The following is a 19063-nucleotide window of genomic DNA, read 5'->3' as shown; positions in this document are numbered from 1 at the left end:
GTTTAATTAGGGTGCTTTTGTATTGCACTTTTAACAGGACAATTACTGTATCTAATTAAACAACCCTGTACGCATAGCGGTTTTGCTCTTTCGAGCCTCCTATTTCTAGGGTAATGTTAGCTTCGACAAGGTTAAAAGGGCTTGTTAGGTTAGCAGCACTATTTCAGTGACCTTAAAATTGTTTAACTGCTAACGACAGAGCGAGGAACTAGCTTCGCATTCCCAGGTGTCGTGACCCAAATAACGTAGTACGCGGGGTACTTAGTCTGATCAGAATGGCTTGTCAGATTTCTCTTTCAAGCCTCACGCCTAAGGGCTGAGGTTCCTGACTCCTTTATTCGACTCGCTCCCGACTATTTGTATCTGTCTTATCAATTATGCCTGACTGCCGTAGGATGAGGCAATGCCCACCCCTCCCATTCCGAGCCAAGCGATCGCGTTATCATATTATTGCTCAACTTGTCGCAACCATAACCGATGATGATGATTACAGAAAAGTTTCCCGAAACTTACTTCCGTGTCTAAGATCGAGAGTGAGTATTGTAAAGTTTAACTAAAAATATAGTCAAACAGAGTGATTTATGGTAAATTGTTGTCATCATAACTATCCAACTCAGCCAAAAAAGCCGGAGTTGGTAAATTAGATAGGATTGATTGATTGAGATATAGATATTTTCAAGGCTGTAACTTTTAATCAACCAGGCTTTGTCCCTTTGTTGAGTATGGCAGACTCGAAAAAAATCTTCATCAATTGAACAAAAGCATTCCCAAATGCCTTTAGGGGCCATGGGATAGAGAGGTGCGTAGTTCACCCAAGGAGAATAAATCTCTCAAAGCCAAAATGAAGGGGGTTTCTGCAATGGAATCCATGTCTTGTTTATATATGACTATATTTTGGTTAACTATCACAAACTATGAAAGCACGAACAAAATGTTCGTGCCTTCATTCGTGATGGTATCTAGCGCGATCGCAGCACCAAATACCCATACTGTTCATTTCCGCTTAGACTGCTGCGGCTATAGGTTCTTGGTTGGTTGCTTTTTCTTGTACTGAAGGGTTGGCTTCTTGAGTTTCCTCTGGTTCTTGATTAACCCGCAGTCGCTGACAAGGAATAGTATCAGAAAGAATTGCACTGGCCATCATCCCCGAGTGAATTTCTAGAAGGGCTTCGGGGAGGGCTTCAAAAACCAAACGCTGTCCAGGAAACACTACCCTTTCAAAGTACCAATTGGGAAGATTTGTAATACGAGCAATTTGAATCTGGCTAGTAGCGTTAACATAGCAGCATAAGACAGGCGTTTCAATACTGTTGGGGATAGGGTCGAGGATTTGAGACATGATGAGGGGTTAGGTTATATAGGTGTTTACTATGACATTACTTAACTTAACATTTTGCGATCCCCACTTGCTGTAAACAGGACTACCAATCTAATTTTTCCTGCTCAAGAAGGAAGAGAAAATCTCAAAAACTTAGATATTAGGCTAGAAATTGAGTTTATATTGACCAATTCATCCTTTTTTTGTCTATTTTCTTCGATCCCCGTGGCGATCGCGCTCTAATTCCTTCGATCCCTCCTGTTTATCAATCTTACTCTCTTCTTGATAAAGTTGATAGGAGTAAGGAAAAACGCTAAAGTTAACTTATGTAAATAAATTTTACAATTCATCTTAACCTCAATTTCTTAATATTTTCTTAACAATGACCTCGAAAATTCTTTACGTTCGTCTTCCCTGCAACCCTATTTTTCCCATTGGTGTCGTCTATCTCGCCGATCGCATAGGGAAGATTTTTCCAGATATGCAACAGCGCATCTTTGATTTAGGAACGGTACCACCAGTAGAATTCAATGGAGCATTAGATCGGGCGATCGACGAGTTTCAGCCTAATTTGCTGGTTTTCTCCTGGCGAGATATCCAAATTTATGCCCCAGTGGGAGGACGCGGCGGCAACCCCCTGCAAATGGCTTTCGAGGTGTACTATGCCAAAAACCCTTTCATTCGCTTGCGAGGAGCCTTGGGGGGCTTAAAGGTGGTGAGTGCTTATTATGGGGAATTATGGCGCAATTTTGGCTTGATTAAACGCGGATTGCAACGGGCTAAACGCTATCACCAAAATGTTCGCGTTGTGGTTGGTGGAGGTGCTGTCAGTGTTTTTTACGAGCAAATTGAGAAGGCGCTTCCCAAAGGAACAATTGTGTCTGTAGGAGAAGGAGAAGTATTGCTCGAACGCTTATTAAAAGGAGAAGATATTCGTGCAGAGCGATGTTATATTGTCGGAGAAACAAAGCCCCGCGATCGCATGATTCACGAAACACCAACGGCGATCGAGAAAACAGCTTGCAACTACGATTATATTGCTAAAATTTGGCCAGAATTCAGCTATTATTTGCAAGAAAACGACTTTTATATCGGCGTACAAACAAAGCGCGGTTGTCCTCATAATTGTTGTTATTGTATTTATACCGTCGTTGAGGGCAAACAGGTAAGAATTAATCCTGCTGATGAAGTCGTTGCAGAAATGCGTCAATTGTACGATCGCGGTGTTCGCAATTTTTGGTTTACAGATGCTCAATTTATTCCTGCTAAAAAATATATTGATGACGCGATCGAACTATTAGAGAAAATCTCTGATTCAGGAATGCAGGATATTCATTGGGCTGCTTATATTCGCGCCGATAATTTAACCCCAGAATTATGCAATCTGATGGTAAAAACGGGGATGAATTATTTTGAGATTGGTATTACCAGTGGTTCTCAAGAGTTAGTTCGGAAAATGCGAATGGGATACAATTTGCGGACAGTTTTACAAAATTGTCGAGATTTAAAGGCAGCAGGTTTTAATGATGTTGTTTCTGTAAACTATTCCTTTAACGTCATCGATGAAACCTTCGAGACGATTCGCCAAACTATAGCTTATCATCGGGAATTAGAAAACATTTTTGGTATAGATAAAGTCGAACCTGCTATCTTTTTTATTGGTTTGCAACCCCACACTCATTTAGAAGGATATGCTTTTAAAAAAGAGATTCTCAAACCTGGTTATAACCCGATGAGTGTTATGCCTTGGACAGCACGAAAATTACTTTGGAACCCCGAACCATTAGGATCGTATTTTGGAGAAGTTTGCTTGCAAGCATGGCAACAAAATCCTAATGATTTTGGACGAGAAACCCTGAAAATTTTAGAAGAACGTCTCGGAAGCGCACCCTTAGAAGAAGCACTCAATGCACCAATGGGAGATAAAAAAGATAATCTTCGTAAAGAATTGGTTGCATTAACTTAAAGGAACAAGGAACAGAAAAAGAATGACTTATACTGCTTCAAAAACTCTAACCTTTGCAGATTTTCTCAGCCAATATGGGGACGATCCCCGTTATGAATTAGCCGATGGAGAACTCATCGATATGGAATCAACGGGATCTCACGAAACTGTTAGCGGTAAAGTTGCCACCCAAATTGGCAAAGAAATCATTACTCAACAACTACCTTGGGTTATTCCTCGTACTTGCTTAATTCGTCCTTTAGCTGAGGCAATAACAGCCCGTCGTCCTGATATTGTTGTCTTAGATGAAACCGTTCTCAGCAGCGAACCGCTTTGGGAAAAAGAACCTGTAATTACTCTCGCAGGTTCTCTTAAATTGGTAGTTGAAGTGGTTAGTAGCAATTGGGAAAACGATTATGCGAGAAAAGTCGAAGAATATGCACTTCTCGGAATTCCCGAATATTGGATTGTTGATTATCGAGGATTAGGGGGAATTGCTTTTATCGGTCGTCCCAAACAACCTACCTTTACGGTTTGTCAACTCATTGGAGAAGATTATTCTCAACAACAATTCCGTTTGAGAGAAGCGATCGCCTCTCCCAGTTTACCTAACCTGAAATTTTGTTTAAACGATGTCCTTCCTCGTTAAATAAAAATCCGCAAAACAATGATTCCCAGTGCCAATAAAGCACCAGCATAAGCAAGGGTACGCGCAACAGGAATGCCAAAAATATAGGTTAAACTGTGAAGAATTCGCAGAATAACGATCGCCACCGAAGCGATCGCGGTAATTCCATCAGTTTGTCCCGTAACTTGCGCGATGAGAATAACGATCGCGATCGCCGCTAAATTATCGTGGTGGTTTTGCTTGGCGCGATCGGCACGTCCTACCCAAAGAGGTACACTGGGAGTGGTTTCGCGATTACCCAAACCCCATTCTACTCCTCCAGCCTGAATGCGACCCAATGCAGGGGCATGGTTGAGAGGAATCGACCAGAGTGCCAAAATCAATAAACAAATTAAATCGGCTGTCATTATTGGTATTTTTTTGCTAATTTAGGAACAAGAACTATTGTACGACTAATGCTCGATCTCGCCGGAAATTCTTTGCCTCCTCAAAATGTTGAAGCAGAAGAGTCTATTTTAGGAGGAATTTTGCTCGATCCCGAAGCAATGGGACGAGTTGCTGATGTTATCGTTCCCGAGGCATTTTATATTAGCATTCATACGGAAATTTATCAAGCAGCATTAGCATTATATCGAGATGGGAAACCCACAGATTTAATGACCGTTACCAGTTGGTTACAAGACCAAGGAAAATTAGATATTATTGGTGGAACAAGCAAACTTGCTCAATTAGTAGAAAGAACAGTTTCGGCCGTTAATATCGATCGCTATGCTATTTTAGTGATGGATAAATATACGCGCCGTCAATTGATTGGAGTAAGCCATGAAATTACTGAATTAGGCTACGATACCACTTTAGAATTAGAAGTCGTTTTAGATAAATCAGAACAGAAGGTTTTTGGGCTAACACAAAAGCGTCCCAAACAAGGATTAACACCCATTGCAGAAACTTTAATTTATACATTTGACGAACTGGAAAATCTGCAACAAGAAACGGCATTACCTGGACTAGCTTGCGATTTTTATGACTTAGATGCTATGACCAGTGGTTTTCAAAAATCTGATTTAATTGTATTGGCGGGACGGCCATCAATGGGAAAATGTTTGAGTTATGATAGCAAGATTGTTTTGGCTGATGGCGCGATCGCTACAATTGAGGATATTTTTCAACAGCGTGTTGCCCGGTTATTAACACTCAAAAAAAATTGGAAGTTAGAACTTACTGAACCTTCCGCTTTTGTTGATGATGGTATTAAACCAGTCTTTCGAGTACAAACACGGTTGGGACGTTCTTTAGAAACAACTCTTACTCATCCCTATTTAACAATTCAAGGATGGCGAGAATTATCTCAATTGAAAGAAGGCGATCGCATTGCAGTTTCTCGTAAAATCAATATTTTTGGCAATGAAATATTACCCGAATACCAAATAAAGTTATTAGCTTATTTTATTAGTAAAAATGCTCATTGTAAGGAAATCCCAAAAATTATTTTTAAACTAAATAAATTTGGCATTTCATTATTTTTAAATCGTCTTTTTGCCACAGATGGTTGGGCTACTGTTCTCAAAAGCGGCCAGTCTCAAATCGGTTATACAACAGTTAGTGAAAAACTGGCTCAACAGATTCAGCACCTATTATTGAGATTTGGTATTATTGCCGCCTTAAAAAAACGCTCTGTTAAATATAAAGATGGTCGTCGAGTTGCATGGCAATTAGATATTACAGATGCTTGTGCGCTGAAAACATTTATTGAGGAAATCGGTATTTTTGGTAAAGAAGATGCGATTGCTGCTGTGAAATCAGCTTTATCCGGAAAGAAATATCAAACTAATCGCGATCTAATTCCTGTAGAGATTTGGGAACAACTAACCCAGTTAAAAGGAACTGAATCTTGGCAATCTTTAGCTAAAAGAGCAGGTATTTTAGGTTATAGTAATATTCATGTTGGTAAACGTGCTTTGCCACGAGAGCGATTATTGACTTTAGCATTAGCTTTAGATAATATCCCACTGCAAGAATTAGCGACCAGCGATATTTATTGGGATCGAATTGTTTCTATTGAATATGTTGGGAATAAACAAGTTTACGATCTAACAATTCCTGAAACTCACAATTTTATTGCAAATGATATTTGCGTTCATAACACCAGTTTTGCTTTAAATATTGCTGCAAATATTGCCCAACAACATCAACTTCCCGTGGCAATATTTAGTTTGGAAATGTCAAAAGAACAATTAGTTCAGCGATTATTAGCTTCAGAAGCAAAAATTGAGAGCAACCGCTTGCGATCGGGACGCATTACTCAAACTGAAATGGAATCTGTTGCTTTAGCGATTGGAAATTTAGCAGAGTTACCCATTTTTATCGATGATAATGCTACTTTAACAGTAATGCAAATGCGATCGGAAGTGCGCCGTTTGCAAGCGGAACAAGGAGGGAAAATTGGCTTAGTTTTGCTCGATTATTTGCAATTAATGGAAGGAGGAGGAGATAATCGAGTGCAAGAATTGGCGAAAATTACGCGATCGCTGAAAGGTTTGGCGAGGGAAATTAATGCACCTGTTATTGCTTTATCTCAGCTAAGTCGTGGTGTTGAATCTCGTACCAATAAGCGTCCCATGCTTTCGGACTTACGCGAAAGCGGATCGATCGAGCAAGATGCCGATTTAGTCATTATGTTATATCGAGATTCTTACTATAATCCCGATTCTCCCGATCGCAATATTGCTGAGGTTATTATTGCCAAACATCGTAATGGACCCACAGGAACAATTAAACTCCTTTTCTTACCAGAATTAACTAAGTTTGAAAATCTAGCAACGGAATCTTAAGCGATCGCCATAAATTTCGTTCAAAAAATAGAGAATATACATGATAGGCGATCGCAACTCTATTCCGCAGATTTACGCCATTCTCGTCCGAAACGAACTGCCTCATCAAAACTAGAATCGTTTTCAAAACTACCAACAATATTTAACCACCAAGGTTCTTTATTTCCCAGAGATTCCGAAAGAATGCGTTTAAGTTGTTCGAGTTCTGTTTCTAACGAAGTGACTCGCGATTCTAGGTTTTGGGAAGATTCGGCGATCGCTTTTGAAGTCATTGGCTCAATTTGATGGAAGCATTATAATTTTAACGCGATCGCTCCGGGTTTTGAGGAAATGCGATCGCAATTTGGGGAAAAGTCAAAGATCGCAATCGAGGTGCGGCGCATTGTTTGTTGGCTCAAGTTTATCAACAAACGGAGCAGGGAGAGGAAGCGATCGCACAATGGCAATCCTGCTGTCAATCTAAAGACTAAATTTTACAGTGCGATCGCGCTTCTGCTAGACTGAATATCATAAACTATTGAATATAACAAAATGGAGGCAACGCCCAAAGAAATAAGAATTTATACGATCGCAGATGGAACTGCTCCTTTTTTGCAATGGCGAGACTCCCTCAAGGATAAAAAAGCAAGAGCAAAGATTAGAGCCAGATTAGATCGCGTTGAAGAGGGCAATGTAGGCGACTCTAAGTTTGTTGGAGAAGGAGTTTACGAAATCAGAATTGATTATGGTTCGGGGTATCGAATTTATTTTGGACAAGAGAGTAACATTCTGATTATCTTGTTATTGGGAGGCGACAAAAGCACTCAAGCTAAGGATATTCGTAAAGCTCAAAACTATTGGAAAGAGTATCGAAGTCGAGATAATGCCTAAAACTATTAGTTATCATACAGAACTTATTGAATCTTTAAAAGAGCCTTCGGAAGCTGCTCTGTATCTTGAGGTGGTTTTAGAAGAAGGCGATCCTAAAATGATCAAAAAAGCATTTTTCAATATCATTGAAGCACAAGGAGGAATTAGTGATTTTTCAGAGAGTTTTCAAGAAAAATTCGATCGCTTCGATCGCAAACTACAAGAAACAGGAGAGATTGAATTCAAACTTTTACAAACCTTACTAGAATCTTTAGGATTAAAAGTTGGGTTGATGGTGACGGCAAGTTAGAGCCCATTGGGTTGCATCGGATGAACCGAATTTCTGATAATGCGATCGCAATCCTTGAATGACCTGCTAACCAAAGTAAGATCGCTCTGTTTTTTTGGAACAGCGATATCCGAGTAACATGGGATGTATACAAAAAGTCCAACTGATTTTTACCGAACCAACCCACCAAGTTTTTTTATATTTTATCTATATCGGAAACAGTAGTCAGGTGGCATCCATTGATCGCATACTGAGCGTCCTTGCAATTGTTCCCGTAGGTATTCTATCTCTTCTTGTGCTATTTGTTCTTGAGTCCCAAGAGCAACAGACATGATGATTACTGCTCCAATCAATACCAAAATCAACGCTTGTTGCGAGGTCTGTTGCATTTGCAGCATTTGAATTTGCATCTGTAAGGTATCTTGCTTCATATACTCTTTTTTTCGTCGTATATTTTCTTTTGCTTGTATATCCTCTCTTTCTCTTTGTATGGCTTCTTGTTTGGCTTCTTGTTGATCGCGCTTCAATTTCTCTATCTTCTCTCGCAAACCGCGATCGTACCAATAGCGGATCGGCTTCACAAAATAATCATGTACCAACTGATAATATACCCAGTAAATAGAGTACAAGTCGGATTTTATTCACTGTTTTTCTTCTTGACTACTTTCTAACGCCAATATTTCTTTAGCAGAAATTCCATCTCCCTGATAGCCAAAATACCATAAAGCCGCCGCCGCTTCTGCACCCGTTACCGCTTTTTTAGGTTGAAATAAAGTCGTATAACCAAATGCCCGCAATATGTTGGCATTTTCTCCATTTTCAAAGTCTACAAACACAGCTTTTAAGGCTTTTGGTTGAATTTGTTCGCTATCTTGAAAGCCCCAAGTTTTCTGAACTGCGTCAATGGAAGTAGAAGGTAAGGCTTTACGAAGATCGAGGGGAACTTTCCATAAAATCAATATTTCTCGCGTCAAAGGTGCATCGGGTTGAAATAATAATGCCTCCGTATTTTGACTCAAACGCGAGGGAATTATTCCTGCTTCTGCTAACCCTTGAATCATGGCAAAATCGCGATCGCCTGCTTTAATATCTGTAAAAGCAGGTTGACTGGCACTCGTAACAGGACGAATTTGTTTAGTAGCGCGATCGCGGTACAATGTATTGTGTACCTCAAATAACCATCGGGCATATTCTCGACGAGTAATTGTTTTATTGGGGTCAAAGTTTTTTGGTAATAGTTCTAACGCGGCAAAGTCTTCAATATAACCGCGAACTTGAGGTGAGACTTGTTTTAAATCTAAAGAATTTTCTGGTTTTTTCTCATTTTGACTATCCTCAGATTTAGATTGTGTTGCTTGGCCTTTTGCCGTCGATAAATTGCTTGCATATTCAAGCAAAAAAATAGTTCCCGAATCCGACTCTGATGCAGGAGGAATAGATAGTTTTAGGTTCAGATTATCTTGACTCGCAACCAGTAAAGTGTTATTTGATTCAGAAGCATTAAACTCCCAGTTATTGCCCTCGAATTCTTGCCGATAGAATGCTGCAACGGTATCGCGATCGGCTTCCGTTTGCCAGCGCGTTTCTCCTTTAATTTCTCCCACCCGATATTGAGATTCTAGTAATTTTGCTCGAGTATAAATTGGAATTGCTTTGGGAAAATTGGGAGGAAGTTTATTATCCTTTATTTCCTTGGAGGTTGGTAGAGGCAATTCTCGGGGAGTCGATGCAGGAGAAGGAGAAGAACTTGGAGAGGGGTCTAATGCAGGAGAATTCCCTTGTAATTCGGGATTTGGGGCAAACCAATCTTGGGCATTGCGATCGCCGCTACAAGCCGTTAAACTGCCCCCTACACTCAATATTAAACTCAAAGCCGTTAAAAAATATTTGCCGTTCAAGATTCCAAAATCGTGAGTACAACAATTTTATATTATAATAGATAGAATAAGAAGTCATTGCAGAATTCTCTTCCTTCCAGTAGAAATAGTTGCATCCACTTTACCTCTAAAGAGAGATACGATTTTGCATCTTTTGCATCTAAAGAGTGATGCTGTTCTCTTAATTTTCTTGATATATTGATACTGTTAAATAAACTGAGAAATCGAGAAAAGGAGATATTGAACACTATGTCTACTAAAGATAAAATCGCGGCTACTGCTAAGAATATTGAGGGAAAAGCACAAGCGGCTGTAGGCGAAATGACAGGGAATCCTGAACAAAAAGCCGAAGGTAATTTGAAACAGACAGAAGCAAAAATTGAACATGAGACAGAAAATCTAAAAGATAAAGCCAAGAAAATAATTGACTAATTAGCTTTATTCTAAACCAAGTTATAATCGTTAGTACCTTCTATATCATGCAATTTTAAATGTTGCTATGACTAGGGAGGTGCTTTTTTTATGTACTTTTGTTTACCTTGATAACACAATAATCTTATGATAAATAAAAATAATCTCAAATTTGGCAAGGAATACCTACTCTCAAAAAAATCAAGAAAGGAATAGATCATCAATGCGATCGCCACTTTTAAGAAAAGAACCTTGGTTAGAAATTTACAGCGAAATTATTGACGTTCGTTCTGAGGGAGAATATGCTGAAGATCGCATTCCAGGAGCAATTAATCTTCCGGTTTTGAATAATAAAGAACGCGCTAAAATTGGCACGATTTACAAGCAAATTTCTCCTTTTGAAGCGAGGAAAATAGGCGCAAGTTTAGTCGCTCAAAATATTGCTCATCATTTATCCTCCCATTTTGCCGATAAAAAAGAAGATTACTGCCCATTAATTTACTGTTGGCGAGGAGGACAGCGTTCCCATAGTTTAGCATTAGTTTTAAGACAAATTGGCTGGCAGGTGGCAGTCCTCGACGGAGGTTATCAAACCTATAGAAACTATGTCTGCGAACAATTGGAAACTTTACCACAACAGTTTAATTATAACGTTTTGTGTGGTTTGACAGGAACGGGAAAAACACAGATTTTGCAACGAATGTTACAGCAAGGAATGCAAGTTTTAGATTTAGAAAAACTAGCACAACATCGCGGTTCTTTATTGGGTCAAGCATGGGAAAATAAACTTGCATCTCAACCTTCTCAAAAGTATTTTGAAAGTTTATTACTGCAACAATTGCAGCAGTGCGATCGCCAAAAAACAATTTGGATCGAGTCAGAAAGTCATAAAATTGGCAGAATCTATCTTCCCCAAGGATTATGGGAGAAAATGAAACAGTCTCCTTGCATTGAGATTCGCTTACCTCTCGAGGAACGAGTGACGGGGTTATTGCAACAATATCCCCATTTTATCGAACATCCCGACATCCTCAAGGAGAAATTACAACGTCTTAAACCTTGCTACGGGAAAGAAAAACTACAACAGTGGTTTGAGTGGTGCGATCGCCAACAATGGCGCAGATTAGTGGAGGATTTACTGCGACAACACTACGATCCTGCTTATCAGCGTTCCTTAAATCGTTTATTTCAACCCGCAGGACAAGCGATCGATTTACAAGACTTAGAGGAGCAAACCATCAATGACACAATCGCAATGTTACCAAAATAGGGTTGGCGATCGCCTAAACAGATTTTTTGACGAGTTAGATGGTTTTCGATTGTCCTGTCTCGGATAATGGTAAAATGAATGTTGTTACGAATTGTGACGGATTGCTTCGTAGACGAATTTAAAGCAGACTGTTAACATTCCTCAACTTTTTATAGCTGAAAAGGCTTAACAGACTTGCTATAGCAGGACTGAATTCAATTCTGAATAATTCTTCAGAATTCTTAACAAAAACCAAATTCTGGCATTTTGATATGGCACAATCCTCCATCCCCTCAGATGTACCCGATATGGGTCGTCGGCAGTTTATGAACTTGCTGACTTTTGGTACGATTACGGGAACAGCCCTTGGTGCGCTTTATCCCATTGTTAAATATTTTATTCCTCCTTCCAGTGGTAGTCCTGGTGGTGGGGTTACGGCTAAAGATGCGTTAGGTAATGATGTGCTGGTAAGTGAATTTCTCGCTGCCCATCCTATCCCCGGCGATCGCGCTTTATCCCAAGGTTTAAAAGGAGATCCCACCTATTTAATCGTCAAAGATGAGAGTTCTTTGCAGGATTATGGTTTAAACGCCATTTGTACCCATTTAGGTTGTGTCGTTCCTTGGAACGTGGCGGAAAACAAGTTCAAATGTCCTTGCCACGGCTCTCAATATAACGCAGAAGGGAAAGTGGTTCGCGGTCCGGCACCTCTTTCTTTAGCTTTGGCTCATGCCACAGTTACCGCAGATGACAAAGTAGAGTTTACCCCTTGGACGGAAACCGATTTCCGCACCAACACCGATCCCTGGTGGACTTAATGTAATTACTTAATGTAATTACTTAATGTCCTTGAGATCGATCAATATTCATTCGAGCAGATTTTAAAGTTTTTAGCGATCGAGATGAGAACACCCCCTTTACAAATTCTGTGGCAAACGAGCAAGCAAGTCACCCTAAAAATAGCGGTCTTGCTCTTAGCTACCCTTGCAATCTTTTTTACCAGTGATGCGATCGCGCCCCAAACGGCTGCGGCTTATCCATTTTGGGCGCAGGAAACCGCCCCAGAAACCCCTCGAGAAGCAACAGGCCGTCTTGCCTGTGCCAACTGCCATTTAGGGGAAAAACCCGCAGAAATCGAACTCCCTCAATCGGTTTTACCGGATACGGAATTTGAGGCAGTTGTCAAAATTCCTTACGATTTGAACTCTCAACAAATTCAAGGAGATGGATCGAAAGGCGGTTTAAATGTTGGTGCCGTCTTAATGTTACCGGAAGGCTTTACCATTGCGCCCCCCGATCGCCTTTCTGAGGAGTTAAAAGAAAAGGTCAGCGGCCTTTATTTCCAACCTTACAGAGAAGACCAAGACAACGTTTATATCATCGGACCCTTACCTGGCGATCAATATCAGGAAATCACTTTCCCGATTCTTTCTCCTGACCCCAAAACCGATAAAAATATTCACTTTGGTAAGTTCCCCATTCACTTAGGAGCAAATCGCGGTCGCGGACAGGTTTATCCCACGGGACTGAAAACCAATAATAATGAATTTACGGCTTCTGTAGCGGGAACAATTACGGAAATTGCTCAACCAGACGGTTTTAATTACAGCGTTACCATCGCAACTGCTGACGGTGAATCTGTTGTGGAAACCATTCCCCCTGGACCTGAGTTTATTGTTTCTGAAGGTCAAGAAGTTGCGGCAGGAGAAGCCTTAACTTTGAATCCTAATGTAGGGGGTTTCGGTCAGGAAGATGGCGAAATTGTCCTCCAGGATTCTGCCCGCATCGGTTGGCTGTTAATCTTCTTTTTGGGTATTGCACTTTCTCAAACTTTCCTTGTTTTGAAGAAGAAGCAAGTTGAACGAGTACAAGCAGCAGAAATCGAGTTCTAAACTTGATTTAATTAGGAAAATCTCAACCCATAGAGATAATACCAAATCCGCTTTGCTAGGGATGTTTTCCAAGCCTTTCTGTAGCGACGTTGCGTGCAACGTCGCTACAGTGTTTCAGGTGGTTGTGTTGGGGAAAATTGTAAAATATTGCGAATTGATGCGATCGCGTTTTTAATGAATTATCAATAAACAAGAATAATTGCTAATTATCCAATAATGTTTTTGTTTGCCGTTACAATTTATACTAAATTAGATGCGTTTACCCTGATTATGCAGGAAGAAGGAAAAGCACGGTTTACCATAGGAAAGGCATTTTTTCGCCCAGAAAACCGTATTGTTCGAGATTTAGGGGTTTTAGCGGCGGCAATTTATCGACAAGAAATGGGACAATTACGAATATTAGACGCAATGGCAGGTTGTGGAGTACGGAGTTTGCGCTATTGGTTAGAAAGTGGGGCTAATTGGATTTTAAGCAATGAAGGAAACCCCGATCGCCGATCGCTACTGGAAGCGAATTTACACGCAGCGATCGCCTCCCAACAAGGTAAAGTTACCTGTGAAAATGCCCATCGTCTCTTTTTTCGCTGTTTCGATCGCAAAGACTATTACGATCTTGTCGATGTTGATGGTTTTGGTTCCGTCGCACCTTATTTAAGTACGTCTCTTTGGGCGACCAAAATTGGGGGTTTAATTTATCTCACCAGTACAGACGGACGCACCGGGACAGGACATCTCCCCCAAAATAGTTTAGCTAATTATGGCGCTTATGCCCGTTCTCATCCCGCCGCCCAAGAACAAGCCCTACGCTTAATTATTGGCGCAATGCAGCAGCAAACAGCGAGTCAAGGAAAAGGAATCCAACCTATTTTTTCCTTTTACATAGGGGAAACTTATCGGATAATGGTGCGTTTATTATCTCAACAACAGATCGCCCCTGAAAATTATGGTTTTTTGGGTTATTGTCACGCTTGTGGGGAATATGAAACCATATCTTGGCGCAAATTGGGACAATGTATTTGTTCGTGCGATCGCACTCCTTTAACCTTAACTGGTCCAATGTGGTTGGGGGTTTTACACGATCGCCTTACCCTCAAAAAAATGCAAAATTTAGCGAGAGAATGGGATTGGAATGCTTGTGTAGAATTGTTAGAAATTATGATAGGAGAAGCAGATTTTCCTCCCTATTTTTATACTTTAGGGGAAATAGGGCGACGCGGAAAAATGGATATTCCCCCGCGATCGCGTCTCATTGAAGCCTTAAAAAACCGAGGCGATCGCGCCACCATTACTCACATTAACCCAGAAGCGATTAAAACCGATGCAGATATGGTAACTTGTATCAAAGTAGCGCGATCTCTGAACAGTAAATTACCATAGCATAAAAAACTCAAAATGCAACAAGTAAAATTTAAGGCCGCCGAGGCGATCGAAATGGTACAAAGAAACATAAAAAGTTCGATCGCGTTGATGAACATATCTATTGCTTCAGAGTACCGCAAGTTAGGCAAAACCAACAAAATCGTTAATATTTCTGGGATAAAAATGCCAATTCCTCCAGAGTTACAGAGGAAGCCTTTAGAAAGATTACATTGGCAGTATTCTTATGAACGGGAAGAATTGAAAATTGTCAAAGCAATATTGCAAGAAGGCGATCGTGTTATGGAACTTGGTACAGGGTGGGGATTTCTCTCCACCTATTGCGCCCAAACCGTCGGGTCTGATAATGTTTTTACTTATGAAGCAAATCCTGCCTTAGAACTGTATATTCGTCAAGTTTATGGACTCAACCAAGTTTCTCCCCAAGTCAATTTTTGCCTTTTAGGAGAACAAGCTGGAGAACAAGATTTTTATGTTTCAAAACGGTTTTGGGCTTCTTCATTAATTCAAGTTCGCAAAACTGATAACCGGATTCAAGTTCCTGTTAAACCCTTCAATAAAGAAATTAAAAAAAATAACCCCAATGTTCTCATTGTTGATATTGAAGGTGGAGAATATAACCTCATGCAATATGCCGATCTCTACAACATCGAGAAAGTCATTATGGAGGTTCACAAAGAAGTAATCGGGACTGAGAAAATTAAGTTTGTGTATTCTCAATTACGAGATAGAGGGTTCATAATCAACGAAAAATTATCAACCCAGCGAGAACTATATTTAGAGAGAAGACTGGACTCAAATGATAACATTTAACTGTTATCATTTAACTGTTTTTCCGCACCGCTTCAAGTAAATAGGAGAAATAAAAACGAGTTCCTATCATTTCTTTGCGCTTAATTGCAAAACCTTTCTGTTCCAATATATCTATGATATCAAACTTATGGTGCATATAAGCGCGGGTGGTTTTACTCGGTCCAGGGAATAGTTCGCCAACTTTTTTCAATAACATTAAACAGACCGTAAACGGTGCAAAACTTAAAATAAGACGAGATTCTGCTAAACTGGCTAAATGTCCTAGCATCTGTTCGAGTTCCTTGGGGGGATAATGAATGAGAACATCCAAACAAATAACCGTGTGATATTTTCCCTCAACTGTTTCTAGATCGTGGGTTTCCAAAATCAGCTTACTTGTATCGGGAAGAACTTTTTCGGCTCTTTCTTTCGCTTCTCCCACCATTTTTTCTGAGATATCGCTGGCATATACCGTCGCCCCTACTTCAGCAAGGGGAATGCTCAGACTCCCTACCCCACATCCTGCATCAAAAACCGACAATTCGGCAATATTACCATCTTCGCGCAACCACGAGAGAACCTTATCAATGGTTTTCTGGTGTCCGTTGCGAATATCCAATTGAACTTTGCTGATATCATCACCATCACCGTAAATTCTGCGCCAGCGATCGAATCCTTTGCTATTAAAATAATCTTTAACAATGGTTTTGTCATCTATTGCTTGCATCGATCGCTTCTCCTAGTATTATTGCTGCAAGCCATCACTTTACCAGCTTTTGCACCGTTCCTTTGACAATATTGCAGTCAGAAATGAGACTTCAGACATCGCGATCGCACTCGGTAGCATATTTTAATCCAGTCTCCAATAACCGCGAGTATCATTAAAAAATTCAATAGGCGATCGCTAAATGGGCAAAATTTCGCTAAAATCGATAAGAGGATTGTAAATTAAAGGCGAAAATCAAATAAATTGGTTCAATCGCCCTATCTCTTGGTTCAGTGTGAGGATGTATTCATGTCTAAAATTCTAAGAAAGGCTTTATTCACAGCCCCTGCAACCCTAATTGCAGTTCTGGCCGTATCGGGAGACGCATTCGCCAATCCCACAGATTCCTCGCTTTCGAGTAGCGATGTCCTACAACAAGTCAATAGTTATAGTGTAGAAGGTGCGGCTGGTCAGGCTCAATTTACCGGAGCATCTAAGTTTAGTGATGTTTCTCCTGGGGATTGGGCATTTCAAGCCTTAGATGATTTAGTTCGTCGCTACGACTGTCTTAAAGGCTATCCCAACGGCACTTATCGCGGCGATCGCGCTTTAACTCGCTACGAATTTGCCGCCGGTTTAAATGCCTGCTTGCAACAGGTCGAACGCCTGCTTGCAGAAACCAGTGCTGATTTTGTGACGCGGGACGAATTAGAAACCCTCCGTCGTCTCATGCAGGAATTTGAGGTGGAACTCACAGCCCTGGGAACCCGGGTTGATAACCTTGAAGGACGAGTTTCTTTCTTAGAAGATCATCAATTTTCTACCACCACCAAGTTAGTTGGGGAAGTTATCTTCAACTTGGATACCGCGATCGGCGATCGCGCCAAGATTTTTGGCTTTAATGGTGCTGAATACTTCGATTTGGGTCTCTTAGACAATCAGACCGTCGCTGACTCAGCATCTCTGGCGAACACTCTCGATCAGAACCGCACGATCGGGCTGTTTGAAGAGGGGGGAACTGTTGACTCTGTTACCTTGGGAGAATATCTCGCAGCTACTGGAGTGGGTGCAACCTTCCTCAATGACCTGGATACCATTCACGCAGCCAGTAACACCACAGCAACGAACTTCCGAACCGATCGCAATAATAGCGTTGCCTTTGGCTATCGGGCGCGTTTAAACTTCGATACCAGCTTCACCGGACGCGATCGCCTTCGTACCCGACTGCAAGCGCGAAATTTACGGAATATTTCCCAGTTTGGCACCGGTTCCCCGCAAAACGACCCCAATAAATACGGGTTTACCGCCGACAACGATGTGCGTCTCGCCAAATTGTGGTATCGCTTCCCCGCAGGAGAAAATGTGATGCTTCACGTTGCCGCATCAGGCGTTAACATTGACGATATTGTTGATTCGGGAAGCACCAGTCCTTACGCCATTGATGGTCTGCCCTTGGGTTTGGCCTATAATAACCTCTTCTATGAAGCCCCCGACGGTGGTGCCGCATTGGGAGCTAATATCAAACTGAATGAATCTTTCGGTATCGATCTTGCTTACTTCTCCAATAATCCCAACGATGCCGGTACAGGAATCTTTAACGGCGGCTATAGCGCCCCCATCCAACTGAATCTTGCCCTCAACGAGGACTTCAAGTTAGCTTTGGGTTATGCCCACAGTTTCTCCCCCGGTGGCGCTCGCACGGACAATAATATTACCCTTGGGGGAGCAACAAGCGTTTTGGGTAAATCTCCCTTTCTCTATGTCAACAGTAGCGGCAATATCCGAGAATCCGCCACTTCTGCCAACCATTGGAATGTATCCGGTAGTTTCGACCTCAGCGACAGCATTAATTTGAGTGCTTTTGTGGGATACACCCAGGCGATCGCCGAATCTGGCGTGCGTCGGGGTGATGTTGCCGATCTTTGGACCTGGGGTGCTAATTTAGGTTTCCCCGATCTACTCAAGGAAGATGATGTTTTAGTATTGGGCTTCGGTCAACTGCCTTATTTAACCCGCGCTGAAAATGGTCCAAACGATCGCGGCGCGGCTTATATGGCTAACTTTGAGTATCGTTTCCCCGTTTCTGACAACATTGAGATTGCGCCTGGGGTTTACGCTGTTTTCAACCCCAATGGCAACCCCAACAATGATACGACTTTTGTAGGTATGCTGCGGACTACGTTTAGTTTCTAAACTGGACTAAATTCCCGCCAAGAAGGGAAAAATACACATACAAGAGAGAGATTCCGAAGAATCTCTCTTTTTTGTTTACTGAATCGCTGCTTTTAAGCTCTGGCAAAATGCTTCAATTGCTTTTAATCCTTCTTCTGGCGTTCCTTCTGCCAAAAGTTTCACCACTGCACTACCGACAATCACTGCATCTGCGCCCCATTCTTTCATTTGTTTTGCCTGTTCCGGTTGAGAAATACCAAAACCCACCCCGATCGCCTTATCGGTGGTTTTGTGCAGTCTGGGAAGCAAGTCTTTAACGCGAGAAGCAACTTCTGTTCGCGCTCCGGTCACTCCGGTGACACTCACTAAATAAACAAAACCTTGAGATTGTTTGGCGATCGCCTCTATGCGCTCTTGAGGACTCGTAGGAGCAACCAATAAAGTTAACTCAATTCCAACCTCCTTGCCTTTGGTTAGGAGTGCCTCAGCTTCTTCCAGGGGCAAATCCGGCACGACTAAACCCTTAACCCCTGCTTGAGCAATACGCTGCAAGAAAGGTTCGATACCGCGATATAAAATAGGGTTGTAATAAGTGAAGAGAACAATCGGGGCTGTAATCTCATCCCGCACTGATTCCACTACCCCTAGCACATCTTCCAGTTTAACCCCTCGCCGTAATGCCCGCGTTGCCGCCGCGTGAATGGTGGGACCGTCAGCGAGGGGATCG

The 19063-nt window shown here is 41.4% G+C and carries 20 protein-coding genes; 12 read left to right on the top strand and 8 right to left on the bottom strand.

Annotated features, from left to right (window positions below):
- Positions 1-1003: 1003 nt before the first annotated feature.
- Positions 1004-1339 (bottom strand): DUF1830 domain-containing protein, encoded by a 336-nt coding sequence (locus VB714_RS11055; protein ID WP_323224053.1) that lies wholly within the window; start codon positions 1337-1339, stop codon positions 1004-1006.
- A 361-nt stretch (positions 1340-1700) separates the two neighbouring features.
- Here VB714_RS11055 and VB714_RS11050 point away from each other — a divergent pair, with 361 nt between their 5' ends.
- Together VB714_RS11050 and VB714_RS11045 are read left to right on the top strand one after the other, a co-directional pair.
- Entirely contained in the window at positions 1701-3284 is a 1584-nt protein-coding gene (locus tag VB714_RS11050) for a photosystem II high light acclimation radical SAM protein (protein ID WP_323224051.1), read from the top strand.
- Between the two features lie 22 nt (positions 3285-3306).
- Positions 3307-3912, top strand: coding sequence for a Uma2 family endonuclease (locus tag VB714_RS11045; protein ID WP_323224049.1), 606 nt, complete (start codon positions 3307-3309; stop codon positions 3910-3912).
- Here the strand turns inward: VB714_RS11045 and VB714_RS11040 are convergent.
- Positions 3909-4298, bottom strand: a complete 390-nt coding sequence (locus VB714_RS11040) for an MAPEG family protein (protein ID WP_323224047.1) — start codon at positions 4296-4298, stop codon at positions 3909-3911. The two genes, VB714_RS11045 and VB714_RS11040, sit on opposite strands and share 4 nt — an antisense overlap.
- Before the next feature lie 48 nt (positions 4299-4346).
- Here VB714_RS11040 and dnaB point away from each other — a divergent pair, with 48 nt between their 5' ends.
- A complete protein-coding gene (dnaB, locus tag VB714_RS11035) occupies positions 4347-6722 on the top strand; it encodes a replicative DNA helicase (protein WP_323224045.1) in 2376 nt (791 codons plus the stop codon).
- A 59-nt stretch (positions 6723-6781) separates the two neighbouring features.
- On the opposite strand, the gene VB714_RS11030 is transcribed toward dnaB, so the two are convergent.
- Both VB714_RS11030 and VB714_RS11025 read right to left on the bottom strand, forming a co-directional pair.
- A complete protein-coding gene (locus tag VB714_RS11030; RefSeq protein ID WP_323224043.1) occupies positions 6782-6994 on the bottom strand; it encodes a hypothetical protein in 213 nt (70 codons plus the stop codon).
- A 21-nt stretch (positions 6995-7015) separates the two neighbouring features.
- Complete coding sequence (locus VB714_RS11025; RefSeq protein ID WP_323224041.1) at positions 7016-7180, bottom strand: hypothetical protein; 165 nt, start codon at positions 7178-7180, stop codon at positions 7016-7018.
- A gap of 73 nt (positions 7181-7253) precedes the next feature.
- Here VB714_RS11025 and VB714_RS11020 point away from each other — a divergent pair, with 73 nt between their 5' ends.
- Together VB714_RS11020 and VB714_RS11015 are read left to right on the top strand one after the other, a co-directional pair.
- On the top strand, positions 7254-7592 hold the full coding sequence (locus VB714_RS11020) for a type II toxin-antitoxin system RelE/ParE family toxin (RefSeq protein WP_323224040.1): 339 nt from the start codon (positions 7254-7256) through the stop codon (positions 7590-7592).
- Entirely contained in the window at positions 7585-7881 is a 297-nt protein-coding gene (locus VB714_RS11015) for a hypothetical protein (RefSeq protein ID WP_323224038.1), read from the top strand. The genes VB714_RS11020 and VB714_RS11015 overlap by 8 nt, the downstream gene beginning before the upstream one ends.
- 182 nt (positions 7882-8063) lie before the next feature.
- On the opposite strand, the gene VB714_RS11010 is transcribed toward VB714_RS11015, so the two are convergent.
- Both VB714_RS11010 and VB714_RS11005 read right to left on the bottom strand, forming a co-directional pair.
- Positions 8064-8489 (bottom strand): hypothetical protein, encoded by a 426-nt coding sequence (locus VB714_RS11010; RefSeq protein WP_323224036.1) that lies wholly within the window; start codon positions 8487-8489, stop codon positions 8064-8066.
- Positions 8490-8501: 12 nt separating this feature from the next.
- Positions 8502-9758 (bottom strand): S-layer homology domain-containing protein, encoded by a 1257-nt coding sequence (locus tag VB714_RS11005; RefSeq protein WP_323224034.1) that lies wholly within the window; start codon positions 9756-9758, stop codon positions 8502-8504.
- A gap of 228 nt (positions 9759-9986) precedes the next feature.
- Between VB714_RS11005 and VB714_RS11000 the strand changes: the two genes are divergently transcribed.
- The 6 genes from VB714_RS11000 to VB714_RS10975 all read left to right on the top strand — a co-directional run bounded on the left by VB714_RS11000 (position 9987) and on the right by VB714_RS10975 (position 15479).
- Positions 9987-10169 (top strand): CsbD family protein, encoded by a 183-nt coding sequence (locus tag VB714_RS11000; protein WP_204104741.1) that lies wholly within the window; start codon positions 9987-9989, stop codon positions 10167-10169.
- A gap of 202 nt (positions 10170-10371) precedes the next feature.
- On the top strand, positions 10372-11418 hold the full coding sequence (gene mnmH / locus VB714_RS10995) for a tRNA 2-selenouridine(34) synthase MnmH (RefSeq protein WP_323224032.1): 1047 nt from the start codon (positions 10372-10374) through the stop codon (positions 11416-11418).
- Positions 11419-11669: 251 nt separating this feature from the next.
- Positions 11670-12215 carry a cytochrome b6-f complex iron-sulfur subunit gene (petC, locus tag VB714_RS10990; RefSeq protein WP_204104739.1) on the top strand — a complete coding sequence of 182 codons (546 nt, stop codon included), beginning with the start codon at positions 11670-11672 and terminating at the stop codon, positions 12213-12215.
- An 84-nt stretch (positions 12216-12299) separates the two neighbouring features.
- Positions 12300-13289, top strand: a complete 990-nt coding sequence (gene petA, locus VB714_RS10985; protein ID WP_323224030.1) for a cytochrome f — start codon at positions 12300-12302, stop codon at positions 13287-13289.
- Positions 13290-13559: 270 nt separating this feature from the next.
- Positions 13560-14666, top strand: a complete 1107-nt coding sequence (locus VB714_RS10980; protein WP_416309653.1) for a tRNA (guanine-N1)-methyltransferase — start codon at positions 13560-13562, stop codon at positions 14664-14666.
- A 15-nt stretch (positions 14667-14681) separates the two neighbouring features.
- Positions 14682-15479, top strand: a complete 798-nt coding sequence (locus tag VB714_RS10975) for an FkbM family methyltransferase (protein ID WP_323224026.1) — start codon at positions 14682-14684, stop codon at positions 15477-15479.
- Positions 15480-15489: 10 nt separating this feature from the next.
- Here the strand turns inward: VB714_RS10975 and bchM are convergent, their stop codons facing one another.
- Positions 15490-16185: a magnesium protoporphyrin IX methyltransferase gene (gene bchM / locus VB714_RS10970; protein ID WP_323224024.1), complete on the bottom strand. Its 696-nt coding sequence runs from the start codon at positions 16183-16185 to the stop codon at positions 15490-15492.
- A 288-nt stretch (positions 16186-16473) separates the two neighbouring features.
- Here bchM and VB714_RS10965 point away from each other — a divergent pair, with 288 nt between their 5' ends.
- A complete protein-coding gene (locus VB714_RS10965; protein ID WP_323224022.1) occupies positions 16474-18357 on the top strand; it encodes an iron uptake porin in 1884 nt (627 codons plus the stop codon).
- A 75-nt stretch (positions 18358-18432) separates the two neighbouring features.
- On the opposite strand, the gene trpA is transcribed toward VB714_RS10965, so the two are convergent.
- The coding region (trpA, locus tag VB714_RS10960; protein ID WP_323224020.1) for a tryptophan synthase subunit alpha at positions 18433-19063 on the bottom strand (631 nt) is incomplete at its 5' end.

It is taken from the genome of Spirulina sp. 06S082 (assembly GCF_034932145.1).
GTDB lineage: Bacteria > Cyanobacteriota > Cyanobacteriia > Cyanobacteriales > Spirulinaceae > CCY15215.
The sequence above is the reverse complement of the archived record's forward strand: the minus strand, read 5'-3'. Positions and strand labels throughout refer to the sequence as shown.

Coding starts and splice junctions, on each gene's coding strand:
- VB714_RS10980 (WP_416309653.1), top strand. CDS start 13,560: ATGCAGGAAGAAGGAAAAGCACGGTTTACCATAGGAAAGGCATTTTTT.
- VB714_RS11055 (WP_323224053.1), bottom strand. CDS start 1,339: ATGTCTCAAATCCTCGACCCTATCCCCAACAGTATTGAAACGCCTGTC.
- mnmH (WP_323224032.1), top strand. CDS start 10,372: ATGCGATCGCCACTTTTAAGAAAAGAACCTTGGTTAGAAATTTACAGC.
- bchM (WP_323224024.1), bottom strand. CDS start 16,185: ATGCAAGCAATAGATGACAAAACCATTGTTAAAGATTATTTTAATAGC.
- VB714_RS11020 (WP_323224040.1), top strand. CDS start 7,254: ATGGAGGCAACGCCCAAAGAAATAAGAATTTATACGATCGCAGATGGA.
- VB714_RS11045 (WP_323224049.1), top strand. CDS start 3,307: ATGACTTATACTGCTTCAAAAACTCTAACCTTTGCAGATTTTCTCAGC.
- VB714_RS11050 (WP_323224051.1), top strand. CDS start 1,701: ATGACCTCGAAAATTCTTTACGTTCGTCTTCCCTGCAACCCTATTTTT.
- VB714_RS11040 (WP_323224047.1), bottom strand. CDS start 4,298: ATGACAGCCGATTTAATTTGTTTATTGATTTTGGCACTCTGGTCGATT.
- dnaB (WP_323224045.1), top strand. CDS start 4,347: ATGCTCGATCTCGCCGGAAATTCTTTGCCTCCTCAAAATGTTGAAGCA.
- VB714_RS10965 (WP_323224022.1), top strand. CDS start 16,474: ATGTCTAAAATTCTAAGAAAGGCTTTATTCACAGCCCCTGCAACCCTA.
- VB714_RS11015 (WP_323224038.1), top strand. CDS start 7,585: ATGCCTAAAACTATTAGTTATCATACAGAACTTATTGAATCTTTAAAA.
- VB714_RS10975 (WP_323224026.1), top strand. CDS start 14,682: ATGCAACAAGTAAAATTTAAGGCCGCCGAGGCGATCGAAATGGTACAA.
- VB714_RS11030 (WP_323224043.1), bottom strand. CDS start 6,994: ATGACTTCAAAAGCGATCGCCGAATCTTCCCAAAACCTAGAATCGCGA.
- petC (WP_204104739.1), top strand. CDS start 11,670: ATGGCACAATCCTCCATCCCCTCAGATGTACCCGATATGGGTCGTCGG.
- petA (WP_323224030.1), top strand. CDS start 12,300: ATGAGAACACCCCCTTTACAAATTCTGTGGCAAACGAGCAAGCAAGTC.
- VB714_RS11000 (WP_204104741.1), top strand. CDS start 9,987: ATGTCTACTAAAGATAAAATCGCGGCTACTGCTAAGAATATTGAGGGA.